Source organism: Asticcacaulis sp. AC402, assembly GCF_000495835.1.
In the GTDB taxonomy this organism is placed as follows: domain Bacteria; phylum Pseudomonadota; class Alphaproteobacteria; order Caulobacterales; family Caulobacteraceae; genus Asticcacaulis.
In genome coordinates, this window is record NZ_AWGC01000027.1 from 38,347 (window position 1) to 59,682 (window position 21,336).

The 21,336-nt window shown below is 59.9% G+C and carries 18 protein-coding genes and 1 tRNA gene; 5 read left to right on the forward strand and 14 right to left on the reverse strand.

Going from position 1 to position 21,336, the window contains the following annotated elements:
* Nucleotides 1–74: 74 nt before the first annotated feature.
* The 7 genes from ABAC402_RS39370 to ABAC402_RS35010 form a co-directional block, all read right to left on the reverse strand.
* Complete coding sequence (locus tag ABAC402_RS39370) at nucleotides 75–1,097, reverse strand: FecR domain-containing protein (protein ID WP_023450527.1); 1,023 nt, start codon at nucleotides 1,095–1,097, stop codon at nucleotides 75–77.
* Nucleotides 1,097–1,693: an RNA polymerase sigma factor gene (locus ABAC402_RS0120580; RefSeq protein WP_082180003.1), complete on the reverse strand. Its 597-nt coding sequence runs from the start codon at nucleotides 1,691–1,693 to the stop codon at nucleotides 1,097–1,099. The genes ABAC402_RS39370 and ABAC402_RS0120580 overlap by 1 nt, the downstream gene beginning before the upstream one ends.
* Nucleotides 1,694–1,810: 117 nt before the next feature.
* The gene (gene astD / locus ABAC402_RS34990) at nucleotides 1,811–3,274 is read right to left on the reverse strand and encodes a succinylglutamate-semialdehyde dehydrogenase (protein ID WP_023450530.1); all 1,464 of its coding nucleotides are present in this window, start codon (nucleotides 3,272–3,274) and stop codon (nucleotides 1,811–1,813) included.
* Nucleotides 3,264–4,529: a hydrolase gene (locus ABAC402_RS34995; RefSeq protein WP_023450531.1), complete on the reverse strand. Its 1,266-nt coding sequence runs from the start codon at nucleotides 4,527–4,529 to the stop codon at nucleotides 3,264–3,266. The genes astD and ABAC402_RS34995 overlap by 11 nt, the downstream gene beginning before the upstream one ends.
* Before the next feature lie 3 nt (nucleotides 4,530–4,532).
* Nucleotides 4,533–5,867 carry an N-succinylarginine dihydrolase gene (gene astB, locus ABAC402_RS35000; protein ID WP_023450532.1) on the reverse strand — a complete coding sequence of 445 codons (1,335 nt, stop codon included), beginning with the start codon at nucleotides 5,865–5,867 and terminating at the stop codon, nucleotides 4,533–4,535.
* Nucleotides 5,864–6,853 (reverse strand): arginine N-succinyltransferase, encoded by a 990-nt coding sequence (locus tag ABAC402_RS35005; protein WP_082180004.1) that lies wholly within the window; start codon nucleotides 6,851–6,853, stop codon nucleotides 5,864–5,866. Before ABAC402_RS35005 ends, astB begins: the two co-directional genes overlap by 4 nt.
* A 125-nt stretch (nucleotides 6,854–6,978) precedes the next feature.
* Entirely contained in the window at nucleotides 6,979–7,464 is a 486-nt protein-coding gene (locus tag ABAC402_RS35010) for an Lrp/AsnC family transcriptional regulator (protein WP_023450534.1), read from the reverse strand.
* A gap of 121 nt (nucleotides 7,465–7,585) precedes the next feature.
* Here ABAC402_RS35010 and ABAC402_RS35015 point away from each other — a divergent pair, with 121 nt between their 5' ends.
* Nucleotides 7,586–8,938 carry an aminotransferase gene (locus ABAC402_RS35015; RefSeq protein ID WP_023450535.1) on the forward strand — a complete coding sequence of 451 codons (1,353 nt, stop codon included), beginning with the start codon at nucleotides 7,586–7,588 and terminating at the stop codon, nucleotides 8,936–8,938.
* A gap of 97 nt (nucleotides 8,939–9,035) precedes the next feature.
* On the opposite strand, the gene ABAC402_RS40320 is transcribed toward ABAC402_RS35015, so the two are convergent.
* On the reverse strand, nucleotides 9,036–9,251 hold the full coding sequence (locus tag ABAC402_RS40320; protein ID WP_162148530.1) for a hypothetical protein: 216 nt from the start codon (nucleotides 9,249–9,251) through the stop codon (nucleotides 9,036–9,038).
* A gap of 493 nt (nucleotides 9,252–9,744) precedes the next feature.
* Between ABAC402_RS40320 and ABAC402_RS35025 the strand changes: the two genes are divergently transcribed.
* From ABAC402_RS35025 to ABAC402_RS35035, 3 genes are all read left to right on the forward strand, one after another.
* Nucleotides 9,745–10,881 carry a carbohydrate porin gene (locus ABAC402_RS35025; RefSeq protein WP_023450537.1) on the forward strand — a complete coding sequence of 379 codons (1,137 nt, stop codon included), beginning with the start codon at nucleotides 9,745–9,747 and terminating at the stop codon, nucleotides 10,879–10,881.
* Between the two features lie 454 nt (nucleotides 10,882–11,335).
* A complete protein-coding gene (locus ABAC402_RS35030) occupies nucleotides 11,336–13,582 on the forward strand; it encodes a bifunctional diguanylate cyclase/phosphodiesterase (protein ID WP_023450539.1) in 2,247 nt (748 codons plus the stop codon).
* A 379-nt stretch (nucleotides 13,583–13,961) separates the two neighbouring features.
* Nucleotides 13,962–14,408 carry a hypothetical protein gene (locus tag ABAC402_RS35035; protein ID WP_023450540.1) on the forward strand — a complete coding sequence of 149 codons (447 nt, stop codon included), beginning with the start codon at nucleotides 13,962–13,964 and terminating at the stop codon, nucleotides 14,406–14,408.
* On the opposite strand, the gene ABAC402_RS35040 is transcribed toward ABAC402_RS35035, so the two are convergent.
* Both ABAC402_RS35040 and ABAC402_RS35045 read right to left on the reverse strand, forming a co-directional pair.
* Nucleotides 14,405–14,743, reverse strand: coding sequence for a hypothetical protein (locus ABAC402_RS35040; protein ID WP_031235849.1), 339 nt, complete (start codon nucleotides 14,741–14,743; stop codon nucleotides 14,405–14,407). The genes ABAC402_RS35035 and ABAC402_RS35040 overlap by 4 nt on opposite strands.
* Nucleotides 14,744–15,040: 297 nt before the next feature.
* Nucleotides 15,041–15,559, reverse strand: a complete 519-nt coding sequence (locus ABAC402_RS35045; RefSeq protein WP_023450542.1) for a MarR family winged helix-turn-helix transcriptional regulator — start codon at nucleotides 15,557–15,559, stop codon at nucleotides 15,041–15,043.
* Nucleotides 15,560–15,642: 83 nt separating this feature from the next.
* Between ABAC402_RS35045 and ABAC402_RS35050 the strand changes: the two genes are divergently transcribed.
* Nucleotides 15,643–16,098, forward strand: a complete 456-nt coding sequence (locus tag ABAC402_RS35050) for a GNAT family N-acetyltransferase (RefSeq protein WP_023450543.1) — start codon at nucleotides 15,643–15,645, stop codon at nucleotides 16,096–16,098.
* A gap of 247 nt (nucleotides 16,099–16,345) precedes the next feature.
* On the opposite strand, the gene ABAC402_RS35055 is transcribed toward ABAC402_RS35050, so the two are convergent.
* The 4 genes from ABAC402_RS35055 to ABAC402_RS35070 all read right to left on the reverse strand — a co-directional run bounded on the left by ABAC402_RS35055 (nucleotide 16,346) and on the right by ABAC402_RS35070 (nucleotide 21,156).
* The gene (locus tag ABAC402_RS35055) at nucleotides 16,346–16,780 is read right to left on the reverse strand and encodes a nuclear transport factor 2 family protein (RefSeq protein ID WP_023450544.1); all 435 of its coding nucleotides are present in this window, start codon (nucleotides 16,778–16,780) and stop codon (nucleotides 16,346–16,348) included.
* 438 nt (nucleotides 16,781–17,218) lie between these two features.
* Nucleotides 17,219–18,151 (reverse strand): phosphotransferase enzyme family protein, encoded by a 933-nt coding sequence (locus ABAC402_RS35060; protein WP_023450545.1) that lies wholly within the window; start codon nucleotides 18,149–18,151, stop codon nucleotides 17,219–17,221.
* 307 nt (nucleotides 18,152–18,458) lie between these two features.
* Nucleotides 18,459–18,535 (reverse strand) — tRNA-Arg (locus tag ABAC402_RS35065).
* A gap of 338 nt (nucleotides 18,536–18,873) precedes the next feature.
* Nucleotides 18,874–21,156 carry a glycoside hydrolase family 3 N-terminal domain-containing protein gene (locus ABAC402_RS35070; RefSeq protein WP_023450546.1) on the reverse strand — a complete coding sequence of 761 codons (2,283 nt, stop codon included), beginning with the start codon at nucleotides 21,154–21,156 and terminating at the stop codon, nucleotides 18,874–18,876.
* Between the last annotated feature and the right edge of the window lie 180 nt (nucleotides 21,157–21,336).

A 21,336-nucleotide genomic window follows, 5' to 3' on the forward strand; every position in this document is an offset into this window, starting at 1 on the left:
TTGACGTTTTTTTTAATATAATGCGACATTGGCATTACATCTTGCAGCTATGTTGCCGAATGGTCGCAGTCTGGTCAGATACCCGGCGCGGCACGCAGTTGCACGGTATCGCCGCCCTGATGGGCGATTTCGACCGGAAAGGCCGCTGTGACGGCCTCGGCAAAGGCCTCAGGGCGACCCGTCTGAAACACGCCACTGATGCGAATGTCAGCAATGGTCGGATCGATCAGAACAATCTGACGGGTATTGTAGCGGTTTATTTCCGCCACCGCCTCGGCCAGGGGACGATCTTCCATGACCATAAGTCCGAACCGCCACGCCCCCATGACCTTGATATCGGCCGCCTTGACCGCCACCGCACCCGGATGGCCAGGATCGCCCGTCTCAGCCGACTGACCGGGCTTTAGCACAGCCATGGCTCTGGTTTGCGGCGTAGCGGAGGCCGGACGTTGCGTATCACCCTGGTAGAAAATCGCAACGCTTCCCTCTTCGAGCAGCACCTGCACTCGTGCACCATCACGACGGACGTCGAATACGGTGCCCAAAGCCCGCACTTCTTCGGTAGCCGCAAAGACCCGAAAGGGTCGGTGCCGGTCCTTTGCCACCTCAAAACGCACCTGCCCCTCATCGAGCCAGATGCGGCGTTCGGTGTCGCTATAGTCGATACGCACCCGCGACCGGCTGTTGAGCAGAAGCACACTGCCGTCATCCAGTTTTACGGTGCGCGTTTCGCCGATACGGGTTTCATATACCGGATGGCGCTGGATGAGGGCCGGCGTGATCATCAGGCCGACACCCACAATCACGGCCGCGGCCATACCCCCGAACAGGGCCCGTCGATCCGGCGTATGGTTGCGAACACGGTTCAACTGACGTGCTATCAGAGGGTCCGATGACAGCAAGGACAAGGTTTGCATCTGACGCCGCATCGCCTCAGCCTGCTCCGCTTCGGCGGGGTGTGCGCTGGCCCACTGCTCATAGGCCGAACGGTCGGCCTGCGTGCATTGATCGGACATCAGACGCGCAACCCATGCGGCGGCGTCCTCCGGTCTGGCGACGGGTTGAGACTTGACATGCGGCCACAGGTATAGAGACATCAGGACTTTGTCCTGTCGGAATGCGATCCCATGCGGGTATGGATATGAGCTATCGCCTTCATCATCTGTTTTTCAATCGCACTTACCGTTACACCGTATCTCACCGCCAACTGGCTGTAGCTTAAGCCATCCAGACGGTTCAATAACAATATTTCCCGCCGTCGCGGCGGCATGTCTTCCAGCGCCAGGAGCAGGTTTGACAAATCTTCTCGCACGATTAAGACGCGCTCGCTGGACGGCTCCTCACCCCCAAGCTCCAGATTTTCAGTAGAAATATGCATGTCCTGATGGCGGACGCGCTCCCGTCGCCCCTTATCCACCGCCACCGAAGCGGCGACCCGGAACAGATAGGCCTTCGGATTATCGATGAGGCTATCCGCCTGAAGACCGGACAGGCGCGCGAAGACTTCCTGCGCGCCGTCTTCGGCCTCAGGCGTCTGAAACCCTCTGCGCTTGAAAAATCGAACGAGGGGAGAAAAGAAGCGATTATGGACCAGGTCGCCTAAACGTGAGCGTTCCGACCCCGCCAGTACTGGGTCGGCTGACGCCGTGGTGTTCCCGGTCGGCGGTGAAGAAGGCGGCGCCTTGCCGTCCATACCTGCTCCTGTGGATGAGGGTCCCTTGTCCGAGCCCTTCACATGTAAGATAGCATCAACCCAACGCGCCAAGCTCTGTGACGGCTCTGTGGATTTGACGACTTTAAAAAAGCTAACTTAGCGCCCAAAGCCACCACCGTAGCCTGCCGGCGTCTGTCGGACGGCTTTTTGCGCGCTTTGGGTTGCCTGGGGCCAGGCACAATAGTCGGCGGCATAATAGGCGCTGGGGCGATGATTACCTGACAGGCCCGGCCCCCCGAATGGCAGGGATGATGGCGCGCCGGCGGTCGGACGATTGCGCGTGAGGACGCCGGCGTTCAAGTGGCTGTAGGCCTTGCGCCACAGGTCGTCGTCATCGCCGACAAATCCGGCGGCCAGGCCAAACCGCGTAGCATTGGCGCGGTCTATGGCGCTGTCGAAATCCCGAACACGGGTCACCTGCAATAGCGGCCCGAACAGTTCGGTATCCGGTACATCACGGGCGTGAGTCACATCGATCAGGGCAGGTCGCAAAAACGCGCCGGGCCCAAAAGGGTGCTCGAAAGCCTGAACAGGTTTGGCCCCTGACGTGAGCAGATCCGACTCAAACCTCAGGGCAGCCTGGGCGGCGGGGGCCGAGACCACAGACCCCATGAAAACATCCTGATCCCACGCGCCAATCGGCACGGTGCGAATACGTTCGACCAGCGCTGTCAAAACGTCATCTCCAAACCCACCTTCCGGCAGGATCAGGCGGCGCGCGCACGAGCAACGTTGACCGGTCGTCACAAAGGCTGAGGTGAACACAATATCGGCGGCGGCCTCGACATCGGCCGGATTCCACACGATAAGCGGATTGTTCCCGCCCATTTCCAGCGCCAGTATAATCTGAGGCCGTCCGGCAAAATGCCTGTGGAACGCCAGGCCCGCCTCGACCGAACCGGTAAACAACAGCCCATCGATTCGGGCATTGAGGACGGCGCTACCCACCTCGCGCCCGCCGTGCACCACATTCAGGCACCCTTGCGGCAACCCGGCAGCTTCAAACGCCTCGACCATCAGGGCAGCGACCGAAGGCGCCAGTTCCGACGGCTTGAAGACGCAGGTGTTGCCAGCCAGCAAGGCCGGAACCAGATGGCCGTTGGGCAGATGACCCGGAAAGTTGAACGGCCCAATCACGGCCATGACGCCGTGCGGCCGATGACCCAGGTCGATCGTTCCGAAGGCGGCGGCGGCAGATTTTTGCCCCGCCCTTTCGGCTTGCGCTTTTACGGAAATCGCGACCTTGGCCGCCATCGCATCCGCCTCGCTCAGGGATTCCCAAAGGGCCTTGCCCATATCACGGCTAATGGCGCGGGCAATCGCGTCGCGACGCGAGGTCAGGGCGTCGGCGTAAGCCTCCAATATGGCGATACGTTCAGCTTGTGGCCTCAATGCCCATGGCGCAAAGGCGGCGCGGGCAGCCCCCACCGCTGCCTCGACCTGCGCGCCACTGGCGGCATGACCCGACCAGACGACTTCATCGGATGCCGGGCAGGTTTTCTGAAACGCAGGTCCGTCCCCGGCCGACCACTGGCCATTCTTATAGACATCACGCGTCATGGTGCGGCTCCATCAGGGCGTGGATCCTATGGGCATCTATGCGCCCATCGGCCAGCCGGTTAAGGATAAGGGCCGATAGTCCGGCCCGCTCAGCTAAACTCTCTACGACCATGAACTCTGCGGGTGAATGGATGAGGCCTCCGCGTACGCCCAGCGTGTCTATGTTCGGCACGCCCGCGGCAAAAACATTATTGCCTTCGCATACCCCGCCGGTATCGACATAGGTGATCGAAAGGCCAAGACCGGCCCCGGTTTCGGCAATGGCCAGGCTGAGAGCGGCCTGAGCGGCATTATGCGGTTTGGGTGGACGGTAAAAGCCGCCGTGTATATGACCCGTGATGCCATCGCGCTCACACACCTGATCAAACGTCGCGCGCACCTTCTGCGTGGTCCAGGCTGCCGCACCCTGATCCGGGGCCCGCACGCCCAGACGAACAATGGCCAGATCGGGCACAATATTGACCGCGCCCCCGCCATCCAGACGCCCGACATTGAAAGTCACGCCCGGATATTCGTGTTCCAGACGCTCCATCTGCGTAATAAACTGGGCGGCGGCATAAAGGGCGTTGCGGCCTTGCTCCGGGGCGCGACCGGCATGGGACGCCTTGCCATGGAAAACGATGTCAAAAATTGCCGAACCTTTGCGCGCGCCTGCCATGGCTCCGCTTTCCATCGCCGGTTCGTAGGTCATGCCGATGTGGGCGCCTGTCGCGGCCTTATGGATTAGCTGTTGGCTGGCGAAATTGCCGGTCTCTTCGTCAGGCGACAGGACGATACGATAGCCGAGCCTGTCCTTCAGGGGCCCGGCTTCAAAGGCTTGCAGCGCCTCCAGCATGACCACCAGTCCCCCCTTCATATCGGCGACGCCGGGACCATTGATGCGACCGTCGCCAAGATCGGTGATGGCTTCGAACGTGCCGGGCGCATAAACCGTGTCGTAGTGGCCGGTGAGAACGACCTGCACTGGCGCCTCCGGTCTGGCGGTCGCCTGCAATACCGAACCGCTTTGAAAGCGCGTCGATTCACCCTTGGTGTCGATCTTATCCACCGGCGCGCAGCGAATCAGCTGAATGTCAGCATCCAGTTCCGAAAAGGCGTCTTCAAGAATGGGGGCAAAGGCCGTCAGGCCCTCGATATTGGTGCTGCCGGTGTTCAAGCGGGCCCAGTCCAGAGTCCGGGTCAGCAGGGCGGGTTTGCGCGCGTCGATACGCGCCAGGACCACGCGATCGTGGTCATCCAATTGGCGAAGGCTCATGAATTACCCCTGCTGAAAGTCATACAACGCCCCCAGACCAAGGATGCGCGTCAATTCATCCAGCGCGGTTCGGGATTCCGTCATCAGGTTCGGATCGCCCAGATCGTCCGGGTCCAGTCGGTCGCGATAATGAGACCTTACCCAGGCTTCAAGCTGCGTGAGCGTCTCCGGTGTCATCACGACGCCCGAATGCACGCCACGCATTTCCTCCGCGGTGAGTTGGACTCTCAGGCGTAAACAGGCCGGGCCGCCACCGTTGCGCATACTTTCGCGGATGTCGCGGTAAACAACCTCATCGATCGGGTTCTCACCGGCAACACACGCCGCAGCGAATTCACGCGCGCTATCAACGTCTTCGGCATCCGATGGCACGATCAGGCTCATTTTGCCGTCAGGGCGGGTGATCAACTGACTGTTAAACAGATAGGATCTGATGGCATCCCCGATCGGCATCTGTGCGGCCGATGCCATCACAAAGATCGGCTCAAACCCTGAGGTCTCTGCGGCACGACGGATAACATCCTTCGTAGACGCCACGTCGTCGAAGGCCTGTTCGTGGAACAGCATCAGCCGTTCGTTGGTGACGCACACCACATCGTTGTGAAAGGCTCCGGCGTCAATGGCGAGAGGATTTTGTTCAACAAAAACGGCGTGCCTTGTCCCGTGCAGCCGCGCCACTGCCTGAGACGCCTCAAGGGTTTGTCGACCTGGAAAACGGGTGCGATTTGCGTGCCGTTGCAAACCGACGCGGCCATAAACGAAGACCTCCAAACTCCCGGTTCCATGCCTGGCCCCCATCAGATTATGATTGGCCGCGCCTTCATCGCCGAACAGATCACAGGCCGGCAAGGCTTCATGAACGCAAAAACACGCCTCATCCTTAAACACACGGCGCAACACGCGCGTAGTGAACTCAGATTCGAGACTGCGATGGGGCATGGCGACCAGATTGGCCGGTGTCAAATGCACCCGCCCATCCCGGGTGTTCCCGCTGGGGCTGACAGTGGCGGCATTGGCCGTCCACATGTTGGAGGCAGAACTGACATTGGCGACAAGGGCGTGATCCGTCACCCAGGCTGTCTTGAGGACCTCACGGTCGCTGCCGCTAAAGCCAATCCGCCGCAGGGCTGGCAAAAACGGCCGCTCATGGGGCGGCAAGACCCCCTGCACGAGGCCCATCTCCATCAGGCAACGCATTTTGGCCAGGCCCTGCAAGGCCGCGGCCCTGGGGTTGGCGCGCTCACCGGCATTGAGTCGCGACGCCATATTGCCAAAAGAAAGGCCGGCATAGTTGTGCGTCGGGCCGATCAGGCCGTCAAAATTCATCTCCTGGCTCATGGCATGACCTCTGCGTCAATTCGCGCCATTGTGAGAATTTCGGTGGCAAGTTCGTCCACAACGTCGCGCGAAACCCGTTGCGATCCCCAATCGGCAAGACCGATCGTCGCGCGAAAGTCAGCGCCCTGGCCCCCAAATACCAAGGCCGACTGAAGGGCGGCGGCGGTCACACCCTGAACGGCGGTCACGGTGCGGGCAATCAGGGTCCGGTCCGTTTCGCACACCATGGAGGGCCCTCCGTCGAAGACATCGCACAGGTCTGTGCGACGAAACCCTGTGCCTTCCAGCAGTTTAACCGCGCCGGCGGAATTGTCATTAGGCCGTCCAACACACCGGGAAACCGTTTCCGGCAACAGATTTAAAAAGATGGGCAAGGACGGCAAGAGCTGATCGATAAAATGACCGTCATTCATGCACAGTTTATCGGCCTGATCATAGGGCACATCGATGAATTTCGAGGTCAGGTGGGTCCAGAACGGCGACTCACCGTCAGCATCGAACCACCCTCGAATATCGGCCATCAACCGGTCATCAAACGCCGTACGGTGGTTGGCTATGTAGGCCAGTCGTCCCAGAGACAACAGGCGCGCAAAACCTGACCCGCGCGCCTGCGGTGCCACATAAAGGGTGGCCAGCTCGGTATAGCCATCAAAATCTGTGGTAAGCTGAAGCGTTTCATAGGTTACCGTCAACTTGGGTCGCGATGCGTGCCGGGTATGCCGACTGCGCTTGAAACTGTAGAACGGACGATCCACGCCCAGTCTGGGAATAATGGACGAAATACCCGCGATTTCACCCGCGTGTTCCGCCACAAACAGCAGGCGGTGGCTGGTGGGATCACCGGCCAGACACCTGAGGGTTTTCTCCACGCACTCCGTCACTTCGGACCGGGTTCTGGGCACGGTTGTCAGACCCGATCCCGCCGTGGCGGTTAACCGGGCTATCGCCTCTATATCGTCAGCTTTCGCGAGTCTGAAAATCGCCACGCGGAGGTCCTTGTAAGGTTTGAAGCCTTAAGGTGGCACGGCCCGGGGAGAATAAAGCGTTGTTGTGGCGCGAGGCATACGACGACTATGCGGTAGGCAGGCCATAAACCGCATAAAATTCGGTATCAGGACGTGTGTTGCAGCCTCTCGATCGGAAAGCCGTTGAAGGCCTTGGCAATATCCAGCACCGGGACCGTTACCAGCTTGGCGATCGGGAGATCGCCCTCCAGAAGTTCATCGGACAGAGCATTGAGGGCCGGCATGTCGCGCGTCGTCACCGCCAGAAGATAGTCAAAGCGCCCGCTGACCTTCACCGCCATGATGATTTCATCGCGTCCGGCAATGGCGCGTTCAAAGACCTGATGATCGGCAAGCTTATGGTTAGATAAGGTAATTTCGAGCAAGGCATGTAAAACCGGCCCTATTTTTGACGGAGACAAGACGCTAATGTCACGGGCAATGTATCCCTTGTCCCTCAGCTTCTGAACCCGTGACAGACAGGCACTGGCCGACAGGGCAACCTTGTCGGACAGGGCCAGATTGGTAATGCGGGCATCGGTTTGCAGGGCACGCAGGATTTTCAGGTCGATCTTGTCGAGTCGCAGGGTCATGACACGTCTTAACACAGTCAACCGAATAAAATTCGGCAAAAACTGCATTCCGTGCGTTTATTCTCAGAATTAGAGCGGGTTTACACCTTTCATACGCCACCATCCGTGCTGAAATGCCGTCATGACCCCACACAGCAGACTTGACGTTCTTCATCCGGCCTCTTCGATTGCGGCCATGCTGCAGTCCGGCCCCCGCCGCATGGCCTCGGCCAAGGGTGTCAGGATACGCGATGACACAGGTCATGAACTGCTGGATGGAACGGCAGGTCTCTGGTGCGTTAACATTGGCCACGGGCGCGAGGAGATCGCGCAAGTTATGGCCGATGCCGTGCGAAATCTCGACTATTTCCACACCTTTGGCGGCTATTCCAATGCGGCTCAGGAGACCCTGGGGGCTCGACTGGTGGCCATGGCGCCCGGCGACCTCAACCATGTGTTTTTTGGCTCATCCGGGTCAGACGCCAATGACACGATCCTGAAAATAATCTGGCATTACAATAATCTGTTGGGGCGGCGCGACAAGAAAAAGATCGTGTCGCGCTGGGGGGCCTATCACGGGACCTCGATCTCGACCGCCAGCCTGACCGGTCTCAAAAGCTTCCACGATCAGTTCGACCTGCCGATAGAGCGCATACTTCACACCGAATGTCCGCACGCTTACCGATTTGCCACTGAGGGCGAAGATGAACTGGCCTTTTCAACCCGCCTGATTGACGCGTTCAAGCAGTTGATTCACGATCAGGGTGCCGAAACCATCGCTGCTTTCATAGGAGAGCCTGTTCTGGGTGCCGGTGGGGTCGTGCCGCCGCCGAAAGGCTACTGGGCTGGTATTCAGCAAGTGTGCCAGGAAAATGACATCCTGCTGGTGGCGGATGAGGTTGTGTGCGGCTTTGGGCGCACGGGTGCCGACTTCGGCAGCCAGACCTATGACATAAGGCCCGATTTCATGGCCACCGCCAAAGGGTTGACCTCAGGCGTTTTCCCGATGTCAGCAGCCTTTATGACGACCCGTATCTGGGACGTTTTGCACGACGGGTCTAAAGCACTGGGCGGCTTTTCGCACGGCTATACCTATTCCGGTCACCCGGTTGGGGCCGCCGTGGCCAATGCCGTGCTGGACATCTATCAGGGTGAACATCTGGCCGATAATGCGCGCCGCGTCGGCGCGCACCTGATGCAAAGGCTTAGCGACGAACTGGGTGATCATCCGCACGTCGGCGAAATTCGCGGAGTCGGCCTTGTTTGTGCCGTGCAGTTGGTGGAGGATAAATCCAGCCGCAGGCTGTTCGAACCCGGACGAAAGCTGCCCGCGGCCATCGCCGAAGCGGCCTATGGGTGCGGCCTCATTGTCCGACCGCTGCCCAGCATTGGGGCCCTGGCCTTTTCGCCGCCGCTTACCCTGACCCTGTCAGACGCCGATGAGATGGTAACACGTTTTGTGAGCGCCTTCACCCGTATCATGTCAACGGTTTGACCCCAGAGGGCCATGGGCAGGGTTACCAACTGGCTGAACACGCCCTGTCTTTACGTGGTCCCCGAGGGCCCCGGGAGCAGGGCGGTTTCGCCGGACCCTACCCGCCACGGCAGGCACGCCGCGCCTTCAGTTCCGCCACGTTCACGTGGTTGCGCATCATGGCGCGCTGACGGGCACCGCCATTACGATAGGCGGCCTGGCTGACCGTAGTCCGGCCAGCGTCCGCATTGCATTGCCGGGTTTGGGCGACACTGCGGTCCGGCTGTGCGACGGCCACGGACGAGATGCCGGACAAAACCAGCACGAGAGACATCAGACAGATTCGAGACACACACCACTCCTGAGCGAAGATCCACGTATCCGCAGCAAGAAGGGTGCCAAGGTTAAGCCTGGTTAACCTTGTCTTCAGGGCGCGGAAATTGTGTTCCGAGGTCGCGAACTCCGCTGGCACTAGAACTGGATGAGTTTTGATCAAAATGTGGCGTATACCAAACCTCATAAAGGATGACGCTTGGTATTCGCATTTTTTCAGCTCAAACGCCGCGTGGCTCCTCGCAAAAGCTCGGGCGCCCAAAGAACGTTCTCTGGCGCGCTTGCAAACCCGCGATGAGTCAAGGTCATCGAGGGTTGGTATTAGGCCACCAGTTGTACCGCCATGGCGCAAAGTCAGGTTTCCGAAGTGGAAGTCGCCGCCTGAAAGGCGTCGTCACCTGGCGCCTGTGTAAACCTTACCGCCGCATTAACCTTACCCGTGAACGGAATATTGGCGCGTTTACCCTAAGTTGTCCGGCGAAACGGAAAGCGCCATGAAAACTTTTGCCTACCTTATTACCGCGATCACGCTTGTGACGAGCACAATGGCCTGCCAGGCCGCGGCCGAAGACGCCTCTCCGGTGCACTTTGAAGCGGCCGCGACCGTCGATCTGCTGGGTAACACTCAAGGGGGTCTGCGCACCGGTACGTGGGCCATGAGCAACATCGACCTGACCGCAGCCTGGACGGGAAGCGACGGGTGGGAAGGCTTCGCCTATGTGTTGGCCAATAATCACGGCGGCTTTTCCGAGCGCTATGTCGGCGATGTCCAGGTCCTGTCGAATATTGACGCGCCGCCGGGCGTTCGGCTGATGGAGGCGTGGGCACGCTACACCACGCCCGACGAACGGTTTGTCACCACGGCGGGCATTGTCAATCTGAACGCAATTTTTGATACCCAGCCGATCGGGGGCGTATTTCTGAACTCTTCGGCCGGAATCGGCGCTGATTACGCCCAGAGCGGTCCGTCCATCTTCCCGGTGACCGGCCTCGGCATCGTCGAAGAGTGGCGCGTCACGGACGCGTTACGGCTGCGCGCCGGCCTGTTCGACGGCGTAGCGGGGGATCCGCAGCACGGATCCGTGTTCACGTCGCTTCGGTTGAATGCCGAGGAGGGCAGTCATGCCGTGGTCGAAGCGGAGTTTCTGTTTGACCGCGGCTTTGCCAAGGCAGGCACCTGGTCGTACAGCGCTCGGGGTGACAAGCTTGACGGCATGGGGACCGGCCCACGCACGGGGAGCTATGGCCAGTTGGGTCTCTACCTGACGCGCGAGAACGAGGACGACGACCAGGGACTGGCGGCCTGGATTCGTGCCGGCACGGCATCCGCCGCTGTGCACGACCTTTCCGGCTACGTCGGAGGTGGTCTGACCTATACCGGCCCCCTGCCCGGCCGCGATAACGACGTCGTTGGCGTTGCGGTTTATCGTGCCGAATTCAGCAAGGCCTGGCGTTTGCTTAATCCTCAGGGCGCTGCCGCGGAAACGACCTGGGAAGTCACCTGGCAGGCACCTGTCGGTTCTCGTTTCGTCATCCAGCCTGACCTGCAGTATATCCAAAATCCCGGTGGTTTCGGCGCCAAGGACGCCGTTGTTGCGGGTTTGCGGCTGCGGGTTACGTTCGGCGGATAACCGCGGGCGCATGCAGAGCGCAATCCGATAAAGTGGACGCGACGGCACGGGCGCTCTCGTTTTGGGCAAAATTGCGAAACAAACCAAGAACCTGGAGCGGGGTTTTGGTTCCATCAAAACACTTCCCGCTCTAAACGCCGGCCTGCACCCGGAAAGCCGCCTGAAGGTTATGGCCGGTTGCGCCATGGCGTGACCACGGTCGAAGATACCTGCAATGCCGATACGGAGACGGATTCCGCCACGAGATCGGCAGTGTTGGCAAGATCCGTTCCATTGCCGGCAGCGGGCGATCGATCACCTGGGCCGAAGGCTGTTCACAGGTCATGGTGGTATATTTTTTGCCACAAAAACAAAGATTTTCACGGTCGTAAGGGACGATTCAGGGATTTGGTCTAGGGTCAGGACATGCGCCATCATTACAGCCATCAGACTTTGAACCAGAGACTTTGACCCTGTGATTTCCCGCATCCTCGCCCAGTTGAGCGCCTGGCGTTCCCACACCACGTCCAGCGCACGCCTGCTGGTCGGCCTGGTTGCGATCGTCGGGGTCGGAACCCTGGCCGCCATTGTCTTTCTGATGCATGCATCTCTGTCGGCCATCGCCGAAAAGACCGACCAGATCGATATGATGCGCGGGCATGAACTGGTTCAGGCGGCGCTGGTATCGGCCATCGCGCAGATGTCCGAGACAACAACCGACAATGCCATCTGGGATGATGCGGCCGACCAGTTGTATCGCGAAACGTTCGACGATACCTGGCTGCACCAGATATGGGGCGCTGGCTCCTCCGGGACAAAACCCTATGACGGTGCGTTCATTCTTGACGAGACCTATGCGCTCCTTTGGGGCCGTTACCTCGGTCAGCCTGAGTCGGATGTCCGGCGCCTGGGCAGCGGCCTGAACACACTTATTGCCGCCCACCATCGGGACATAGAGGCCGGGCGGACGGTGGCTTCGGGTTTTACCATGACGACGCACGGTCCGGCCATTGTCAGCATAGGCCTGATCCGGCCGCTCAATGGCCCAGAAACACCTCAAGAAACGCCCCAAGGAACGCCTCAAGGAACGCCTCAAGGGACGCACCCGGAAACCATGCGCCGCTACCTGGTGATGACGCAGCATATCACGCCGCAGCGGCTGGCCAATCAGGCCCGGATCTTCGGAGTCAAGGATCTGGCCTTTCGCCCTATCGGCGAAACCACGCCGCCGTATCTGATTCTGAAGGACGCCGGCGGACAACCCGTGACGCAACTGACCTGGACGCCGGAGCTGTCCGGGGCGATCACCGCCGGTGCCGCCCGCTCGCGCGTCGAGCAGGTCAGCTGGCTGACCGGCGCCCTGGTGCTGATCTTCATTGCGGTGACCGCTTTCAGCATGCGCAAGCTGGCGCGCAGCGAGAACGAAGCCCGCACCTTCGCGATGACTGACGGCCTGAGCGGCCTGCCCAACCGCCGGGCCCTGTTCGACCTTTTGAGCGATAGCCGGCGGACCAAGCGTGGCCGCAAGTCCGTCGTCTTTATCGACCTCGACGGCTTCAAGGATGTCAACGACATCTACGGTCACAATACCGGCGACAAGCTGATCATGATCGTTGCCGCGGCACTTAAGGGTTTCCTGCCGGCCAAGGCCATGCTGGCGCGCATGGGCGGCGACGAATTCGCCATGCTGATCGGCGGCGCGGAGGGCCCGGCCAAGGCCCAGGCGTTCGCCGAAGCCGCCCTGGCGTTTCTGGGGGCACCCATACGCATCGGTGACATCACCGTCCAGATCGGCGCCAGCATCGGTATCGCCGACGCTGACCTGAAAGCGCGCACCAGCCAGGAACTGCTGCGCCGCGCCGACATGGCGATGTACCATTCAAAGGCTTCGGGAAAGGGACGCATCACCCATTACGACGCCGAACTGGACGCTGCCCGCCACCGCAAACAGGCGATCGAAAAGGACATGCGCGCTGGTCTGGCGCGTGGCGAATTTGATGTCGTCTACCAGCCGATCGTCGACACGTGGACCCATCGCACTACCTCGGTCGAGGCCCTGGTGCGGTGGCCGCGCCGGCCTGACGGCCCGTTGGCACCCGATCAGTTCATCGACATCGCTGAATCGAGCGGGCTGATCCATCCATTGGGCCAGTTCGTCCTCAGACGGGCGTGCAGCGATCTGCGCGACCGGCCGGACTTGCGGCTTAGCGTCAATATTTCACCGGCCCAATTCCGCGACCCCTTGTTCGAGCACAAGGTCTCTGACGTGCTGAAAGAAACGGGCTTTCCGGTCGAGCGACTGGAGCTGGAGGTCACCGAAGGCTATCTGATCGAGAATCCCGACCGGGCCATTGCCGCCGTCAGGAACCTCAAGGCGCTGGGGGTTTCGCTGGCACTGGACGACTTCGGCACAGGCTATGCCAGTGTCGGTTACCTGCGCCGCTTCCAGTTCGACCGGATCAAGATCGACCGATCGCTCGCCGGGCGGATCGATACCGATCGCCAGGCGGCCGCTCTGGTTGTCGGCACGGTCAGCATAGCGCACGCCCTGGAGATCGCCATCACCGCTGAAGGGGTGGAGACGGCGGAACAGGCCAAGCTGCTGAGACTGGCAGGATGTCATAGTTTGCAGGGCTTCTATTTTGGCCGGCCGCAAGCCCTGGCCAGCGTCATCGAGACCTTCTGCGAGCCCGTTGGGATCGTGAATTCCCAGGCGTCCTAGCGAAATCCGACAAAGCGTTCTGCAGTTAACCGATTGTGCTAGGGCCGGATGAGCTTTGATGGAATCCCCGAGCGGTGGCGTCCACTTTTATCGGATTGCTCTCGTATTCACATTTTTATTCAACTGTTTAAACGCCAAATTACAATTTGAAACTTTTCTTCTTTGAGTTGAGGCGCGATACCAAGCCTCATAAAGAATGACTCTTGGTATTCACATTTTTTCAGCTCAAACGCCGGACTCCGCACTTTACGAGCGCAAGGACTTCGCCAGCGGGGCAGGATTTGAAAAACAATCAACGAAAATCAAAACCGTCGCTTGAACTTGTGAGGTTGGTCGCATTGTGCAACACGTAACAGCATAACAAAAAAAAGGGGGCCTTATGCGCAAATTGATTGCCGTCATGACTGCGGGGGCGCTGGTTTTGTCATTGGCGGCGTGCGATCGATCCAGCGACGGCGACCCGATCGACGTCAAGAGCGCGGACAAGCTTGCCGAAATTGTTCTGACTAAGGCCCTGTCCCGATATCGTCGGGGGCAACTGAATAAGCCCGTGACTGTAAATTTAATCCAGCCCGGCACATCACCAAACGCACTTTTTGAGCTGTCATGGAGCCCGGCGAGACTTTCAGCGATCGGTGGTGAGGAAGTCGACAACGACATATTGCTGGATCGGGCGGATATAAAGATCCTGAGCCGCGAAGGCCTGCCGGTGTTTTACAACTACTGTTTTGTCGATGACGGCGACCATGCCCAAGTCGCAACGACGTTTTGCACCAAGACTTTGATCGCCGCCATGAAGAAGACCGACTTTAAGCCAACCAACTAGGCCATCGGGCAGTTTTTATCGATCTGAAGCTTGCGCAATTGCGCCTTACGCTCTGCGGCACTTTTGATCGCCGCGTTCTTTTCGAGCGTGTTGCCGATTCCATAATCGCCTAGGAAGCCGGCGACCGACTTCCAATCGATTTCGGCGCCTTGTTCCACTTGAAGTTCAAAGCCCTCAACCTTTGCAATCTCGATTCCGATTTGCTTACAATCGAGAGCAGCGGCTTCTGCCGGAACAAGCGATTGCATCCGACCGTAACGCTTTGTCGCACAACCCGCGACACTGGTAGCCATAACTAATGCGATGACGACCGAACACACTTTAACAGTTTTCATTTGAAAACCCCCTTTTGGTTAACGCTGTCATGTAGCGCACGAAAATTCGCGCAGAGCAAGAGCGGAGCGGCTATCCGCACCAATAGTAGACAAATAGAGACGGCTCATTGAGTCAGTCCGCGCATATGAGATATTCAGACGCGTACTTTGCCCCCGCTAGTGTCACCCTAGCGTCTCCGGGCAAATCTCAGAAAATCAGAAAGCGCCGCAAACCCTTATAAAATATGGCGCGCCGGTGAGGATGAAACTGGGAACCGGTATGTGGTTGTTTTTGAACGATGATCCTAAGGCTGCGCGCTACGCGGCCGACAACTCAAGGGCTTTCTTGTGGACCGGGCAGTCGACCTCCGGGCACGCGACGTGATCGCAAAGCCGACAGATATGCGCGGCTTCGAGCGGCGATTGCGTCATATGTTTCAAAAGCGTCGCGGCGATATCGTCAAGCGCTGCACGTTGCGCATCGGACAAACGCTCAACCAGGTCGGATAGAGCAGCGCAACGCGCTTTGAGCGCCGTCTCGGCCGCGCGCTTCCCCAAAGGAGTCAGGTGCAGCGCAACAGCGCGCCGGTCTTTCGCGTCGTGCCGGTTCACGAGCCCATCCACTTCCAGCTTATCGATCAGGCGCACCGTGGCGGAATGAGAAAGTTGCAACGCGCGGCTGAGATCGTTGTTCGAGCAGCCTTCAAACAAGGCGATCAAATTGAGAGCCGCAGTTCCTGTATCCGTTTGATTGGGGTGGCTTCTCGCGGCCTGCGCCAATTGCCCGGCGACTGCGGTCGCTAGCGCGCCGAAGAGATTGGCTGTTCGCAGCTTCAAGTGCGTTGCTCCTGCGTGTTGACTTCGAACGCGTACCACAGTAACTAGGTGCGTGCAACACACACATAATAACGGAACGTCACATGATCAGACCCTCGGTCGCCGAAGACACGCCCAGCCTTTCAAACGTCATCAACGCGGTTGAGCTCTTTCCGGGGGAAATGTTGGCCGAGATGATGGAGCCGTATCTCTCGAGCGCCGAAACCGCAGAGCATTGGCTAACGTTTGAGGACGGCGCGCCACGGGGCGTCGCCTATTTCATTCCCGAGCGGCTCACCGATCGAACTTGGAATCTGCTGCTCATTGCGGTCCACCCTGACCAACAGGGTAAAGGGCACGGTGCGGCTTTACTTCGGTCAGTTGAAGCAAAACTCGCCGAACTGGGAGGCCGCATGCTGATTATCGAAACATCCGGGCTCGCAGGCTTCGAAGCGCAGCGGGGTTTTTATCGCAAATGCGGCTATGAAGAAGAGGCTCGTATTCGAGACTTCTATGAAGCCGGCAACGACAAAGTGGTGTTTCGAAAAGTGCTGGTCTGAACGCGACGTGGCAATGGAATGCAGGACGCGGAAATGGGCGGGGCCGAAGTGCTTTCGCCAGCGTGACCAATTCGTGCCCAGGACCATCATGCGGTGGTCATGATAAACCGCAGATGGCGCACCGGTGAGGATGAATCCGGGAACCGGTATAGTGTTGTCCTTGAGGGCAGTCCTACACGCATGAAACAGCAAAGGCGTGGGTGCGCCTAACAGCGTTCCTGTCGGTCTCGCACGTCTCGGCGACGCATCAATCCGGATTGATCGCCGTTGCGTGGCGAACGGACAGCAGCCAGCTTTGCCCTTCTTGCCGCCAAATGTCGGTGAACCTGCGCCGCTCCTTGCCCCCGTCGAGCCGAACATTCGAGCTCTTGGGAAATACCTCTTCCTCACCCATGATGAGATACTCGCCATTGGGTCTGCGGGACAGATGCTCCACCCGCCGCACGTAGCGCTCATAGGTGATCATGTTGAGCGCCAAGCCTTGACGCAACATCTCGCGGTCCATGACAAAGTTGGCAGGCACGTTTGCGCGCATTTCTGGGGCTGCGGCCCGCAGGACGGCGTCGTGATCATCTATCACAAGCGCCAAATCCGAAGCTTTGACCGCTTCGAGAAGGCTGTCGATCTCCGGATCGGATTCGAAGCCTGGAGGCAGTACAAGTTGGCATGGGTCGCTGCGCATCGGTCACGCTCCAGTCGAAGGGGCCTGGTCGAAGATACTTCGAATGCACCGGCGATGCGACAAGGATGCTTTAGCGAGATGGTCCTTCGGCTAATCGCAGAGAAGCCTAAGACCGAGCCATCCCGTGACCAATTCGTAGCCAGGGCTGTCGCCGCGGACAGTGGCAATATGAGTGACCCGAGACATGGGTAACGGGAAATGGCGCACCAGTGAGGATGAACACCGGAACGCGTACACTCTTGTTATTGCCGCGTTTCTCTAACGCCGCCAGCCTCTGCGTCGAGCACGTTGGCCGCCGTCCGGGCCTGTTTGTGCCGCGGCTGGGATTGTCGCGAAGCGTTCATTCCCGGCCAGCGCGACGGAAGGCAAGTTCATCGCCTGATGACGACATTCGCGCCAGCAGCCGCAGTGACAGCAGGGGAAGCGCTTCCGAAACACTCAAGGCGAGTCGAGCAATGCTTCGAGATGACGGACAGAAACCTCGATATTGTCGCGCGCCTCCTCTTTGTCTCCCGCAAGCCGCTCCGGAGACCAATCGCTGACGGGCCATGTGATCACTTCCAGGCTTCGCATCGCTTCGAAGACCGGCAGGGTCTTGTCGACAATGGGCTCGGCCTCTGGAGTCACCGTGCAGTACCCTGCGACAAGGTTTTGACGACAGACCTCGCCCCGCTCGGGCGCATCGACGGCGCTATCAGCGACCGCCACGCCCAAATCCCAGAATAGGGCGCCGAAGCCGCATTCGCCGAAATCGATAAGGCTACCGCGTGCGCCGTCGATCACAACATTATGGCGATGGCTGTCGGAATGAACCAAGCCCGTCCAGACACCCTCATCAATTTGCGCCTGGAACTGCGGGCCAAACCGATCGAGCGCTGCTGCAACGATAGTTCTCTCCTGATCGCTTAAGAGTTGAAGCAGAAGCGGGTTTTCATAGTGGCGAGCAACGCGATGCAGGTCCCAATTGGTCGCCCCCGAAAGGCGCTTCCCCTTTGAGATCTTATGAAAGCGCGCAAGCGTGGCGCCGAAAACTCTAAAATCTTCATCGCTTTCAAACGCCGGATGCCGGCCAGGCACATATCCAAGGACGAAGACCTCAGTTTCATCACTGAGGCTGTGGCGCGACACAGGTTGCGGGCCGGGGAAGTCTGGCTCGGCGCTCAAAAGCATCAGCGCTTCCCACTGGAAAAAGAGGTTTGCGCGCTTCTCGCTGGCTGCCCGCACGGCTTTCATCACAACCTGGCGCCGATCTGTTAGTGTGAGAAGAAGCGTTGCGACTTCACTGTCGCCAGCAAGAATCTCAGCGCTTGCATCGCCCAAAAGTGCGTGTGCCGCTTCTAGCCAATAGGCGTGGGTTTCGTCAGACACCATGACCGCTCCGAACGACGCGCTGTGTAAGCAAGTTGGCGGCGGCTGTCTATCTCGGCAGCGTTGCCCATCAATGGATGCGTTTCCAATCGCCATGAACAGGCGGGAAATGCACCAAAGCAGTCGTTACAGCCATGAAGCCAGACCGTCCGCTGTCCGCGAGTATCTGCGGGGCTGGAGGCTCGCTTCGGGTGCCGCGTTCGCGCGAGAGTGTCGTTCGGAGCGAGGGCCCTCGGCCGTTGCGGCTTCACTTGCCGTCGTGACCAATTCGTGGCCAGGACCGGCGCTGCGGGCGGTGATAAACGGGAAATGGCGCACCCGACAGGATTCGAACCTGTGACCTTTGCCTTCGGAGGGCAACGCTCTATCCAGCTGAGCTACGGATGCATATGCAGGCGATATGCCGAACGCATAAGCTAAAGCGCAGAGGCGCTCAACCCGAAACATTCTGTCCGGATCATTTTTCAGGCTTTTCTCTTTACCTTCGCGCCTTCGCGTCTTCGCGTGCGATTTCTTTGATCAACCGGGTCAGGAGGTCTCACGCGAAGACGCGAAGACGCGAAGAAGAGGTAAGCAAGAATTGCCACAGGCCGCAAGCTTTGCATGCCAGAAAGGATAGCAGAGCGGACAAGGAAGTCGCCCCACGACCGCCGCGCTTGCCGGGGCTGTATCCCGGCTGCGCTCACCCTCCCCGCGCGATAAAGCGCAGGGAGGTATGAGCGCCTTTACTTCGCCAGGTCGAAACTGGCTGGGGTTCCCGTCGTTGCCGACGGCGAGATCCAGACCTCGAACCGGCCAGGCTCCGGCGCCGTCGTCAGGTCAAAGTGCACAAACGCCAGATCCGCCGGCATCAGGGTGAATTCGACCGTGGCACTGGCGCCCGGCTCCAGGTCCAGGTGCTTGATGCCGCGCAATTCGCGGATCGGCTGGGTTATGCTGGCGACCTTGTCGTGGATGTACAACTGGGCGACCTCGTGGGCCCGGCGGCTGCCGGTATTGGTCACCGTCGCCGTCACCTTGATCGACCCCGTCCAGCCCAGGGTCGCCGAGCTGACCGCCGTGGCGCCGTACGACACGGACGAATAGGTCAGGCCGTGACCGAACGGATACAAAGCCTCGTTGGTGACCTCGCGATACCGCGTCTTGTAGTTCTTGTCGTCGGTCAGCTGCGGCCGGCCGGTGCGGCGGCGGTTGTAGTATAAAGGTTGCTGACCCGAGGCCTGCGGAAAGGACACCGGTAAGCGGCCTTGGGGAGCGTGATCGCCGAAGACGATATCGGCGATGGCATTGCCGGTCTCCGAGCCCAGGAACCAGGTGCACAGAATGGCCGGTGCTGCCTTGACCGCGCCTTCCAGTTCCAGCGCCCGACCGTGCTTCAGCAGAACCACCATCGGCTTGCCGACCGCCGCCACGGCCTCGGCCAGGGCAAGTTGCGGATCGGGGATGGAGATGTCGACGCGCGACTGGGCCTCGCCCGACATGTTGGTGGCTTCACCGATGTGCAGGACGACGATGTCGGCCGCCCTGGCTGCCGCGACTGCCGCCTCAATGCCGCCGGCGATCGGGGCTTCGACGTCCGAACCCTTGACCACAGTCAGCTTGGCGTTGGGCCCCATGGCAGAGCGGAAGCCCTCTTCGACCGTGACGCAGTTGGGATAGTCCGGGAAGACCGTCCACGGCCCGGGCAGGTTGTCGCGATCGGCGCCGAACGGACCGATCAGGGCGATCGACTTGCCGGTCTTGGGCAGGGGCAGCAGGTTACCTTCGTTCTTCAGCAGCACCATCGATTTGCGGCCGGCTTCACGCGACAGGGCCACGACCTCGGGGCGGCGGATGTCGGCGTTTTCGCGCGCCACATTCAGCGAGCGGTAGGGATTGTCAAACAGGCCGATCGCCTTCTTGACGCGCAGGACACGCCGCACAGCTTCGTCGACGACGGCGAGCTTCAGCCGGCCAGACTTGACCAGGTCGGGAATATGCTTGTTGTACAGATGGCTCATCATCGAGATGTCAGTGCCGGCATTGAGCGATTTGACCACGGCGTCGGGGCCGTCGACGGCATAGCCGTGCAGGATCATCTCTTCGTCCGAGGTATAGTCGGATACGACCAGGCCCTTGAAACCCCATTCGTCGCGCAGGATCTCGGTCAGCAGGTGGCGATTGCCGGTCGACGGCACGCCAGCAATGTCGTTGAAGCTGGACATGGTGGTGATGGCGCCAGCGTCGAAGGCGGCCTTGAACGGCGGCAGGTGGATTTCGCGCAGGGTGGTTTCGGGGATGTCGACCGTGTTGTAGTCGAGACCGCCCTCACCCGCGCCATAGGCCGCGAAGTGTTTCGGACAGGCCAGCATTGAGTCCTCGGCCGTGATGTCCGGCCCCTGGAAGCCTTTCGTCCGGGCGATGGCGATCTGGACGCCCAGCCAGGTGTCCTCGCCCGCCCCTTCGGCGACGCGGCCCCAGCGCTGGTCGCGGGCGATGTCGACCATCGGTGCGAAGGTCCAGTGGATGCCTTTTGCCGTGCCTTCGATGGCAGCAGCGCGCGCCGTGCGGTAGCACAGGTCGGTGTCGAAACTGGCCGCCTCACCCAGCGGGATCGGGAAGCTGGTCTTCAGGCCATGGATGATGTCGGCGGCAAAGATCATCGGAATCCGGGTGCGCGACTTTTCGACGGCGATCTTTTGCATTTCGCGGCCGACCTCGACGCCGATGCCGTTGAAAACGCCGGTCATTTTTCCGGCGGCAATGTCGTCATAGACTTGCTGGCGCGTTGACGTCTGGGCCGGAGTCGGATTGATCGGCGCGCCGTCGAAGCGCACCGAGTCGCCGAAAATCGACAACTGGCCGGCCTTTTCCTCGATCGTCATCGACTTGATCAGGTTTTCGATGAAGGGGTCGGCCGCGGCCTTGACCTTCACCTTGGCGAAGGCCGGGGCGGCGACGCCGGTCAGGGCGGCCGAGGCGACGGCGCTCTTCAAAAAGAAACGGCGGGACGGGGTGAAGGCTGTCATGGTGGGTATCCTTCTTACGGTACGCGTTGAACAAAAAAAATGGCTGCCTGGGTCGGCCAAGCCGCCCGAATGCGGCGAAAACCGTTAGCGCGCGAGCACCGGAGCGGAACGTACCCAAGGTACGTGAGCACCGGAGCGCAGCGCGATGACAGTTTGCAGACCATTCGGGCGAGCTTGGAC

Bases quoted from the DNA above. Each gene is read 5' to 3' on its own strand.
- ABAC402_RS39370 (WP_023450527.1), bottom strand. From the start codon at position 1,097: ATGTCTCTATACCTGTGGCCGCATGTCAAGTCTCAACCCGTCGCCAGA.
- ABAC402_RS0120580 (WP_082180003.1), bottom strand. From the start codon at position 1,693: ATGGACGGCAAGGCGCCGCCTTCTTCACCGCCGACCGGGAACACCACG.
- astD (WP_023450530.1), bottom strand. From the start codon at position 3,274: ATGACGCGTGATGTCTATAAGAATGGCCAGTGGTCGGCCGGGGACGGA.
- ABAC402_RS34995 (WP_023450531.1), bottom strand. From the start codon at position 4,529: ATGAGCCTTCGCCAATTGGATGACCACGATCGCGTGGTCCTGGCGCGT.
- astB (WP_023450532.1), bottom strand. From the start codon at position 5,867: ATGAGCCAGGAGATGAATTTTGACGGCCTGATCGGCCCGACGCACAAC.
- ABAC402_RS35010 (WP_023450534.1), bottom strand. From the start codon at position 7,464: ATGACCCTGCGACTCGACAAGATCGACCTGAAAATCCTGCGTGCCCTG.
- ABAC402_RS35015 (WP_023450535.1), top strand. From the start codon at position 7,586: ATGACCCCACACAGCAGACTTGACGTTCTTCATCCGGCCTCTTCGATT.
- ABAC402_RS40320 (WP_162148530.1), bottom strand. From the start codon at position 9,251: ATGTCTCTCGTGCTGGTTTTGTCCGGCATCTCGTCCGTGGCCGTCGCA.
- ABAC402_RS35025 (WP_023450537.1), top strand. From the start codon at position 9,745: ATGAAAACTTTTGCCTACCTTATTACCGCGATCACGCTTGTGACGAGC.
- ABAC402_RS35035 (WP_023450540.1), top strand. From the start codon at position 13,962: ATGCGCAAATTGATTGCCGTCATGACTGCGGGGGCGCTGGTTTTGTCA.
- ABAC402_RS35040 (WP_031235849.1), bottom strand. From the start codon at position 14,743: ATGAAAACTGTTAAAGTGTGTTCGGTCGTCATCGCATTAGTTATGGCT.
- ABAC402_RS35050 (WP_023450543.1), top strand. From the start codon at position 15,643: ATGATCAGACCCTCGGTCGCCGAAGACACGCCCAGCCTTTCAAACGTC.
- ABAC402_RS35055 (WP_023450544.1), bottom strand. From the start codon at position 16,780: ATGCGCAGCGACCCATGCCAACTTGTACTGCCTCCAGGCTTCGAATCC.
- ABAC402_RS35060 (WP_023450545.1), bottom strand. From the start codon at position 18,151: ATGGTGTCTGACGAAACCCACGCCTATTGGCTAGAAGCGGCACACGCA.
- ABAC402_RS35070 (WP_023450546.1), bottom strand. From the start codon at position 21,156: ATGACAGCCTTCACCCCGTCCCGCCGTTTCTTTTTGAAGAGCGCCGTC.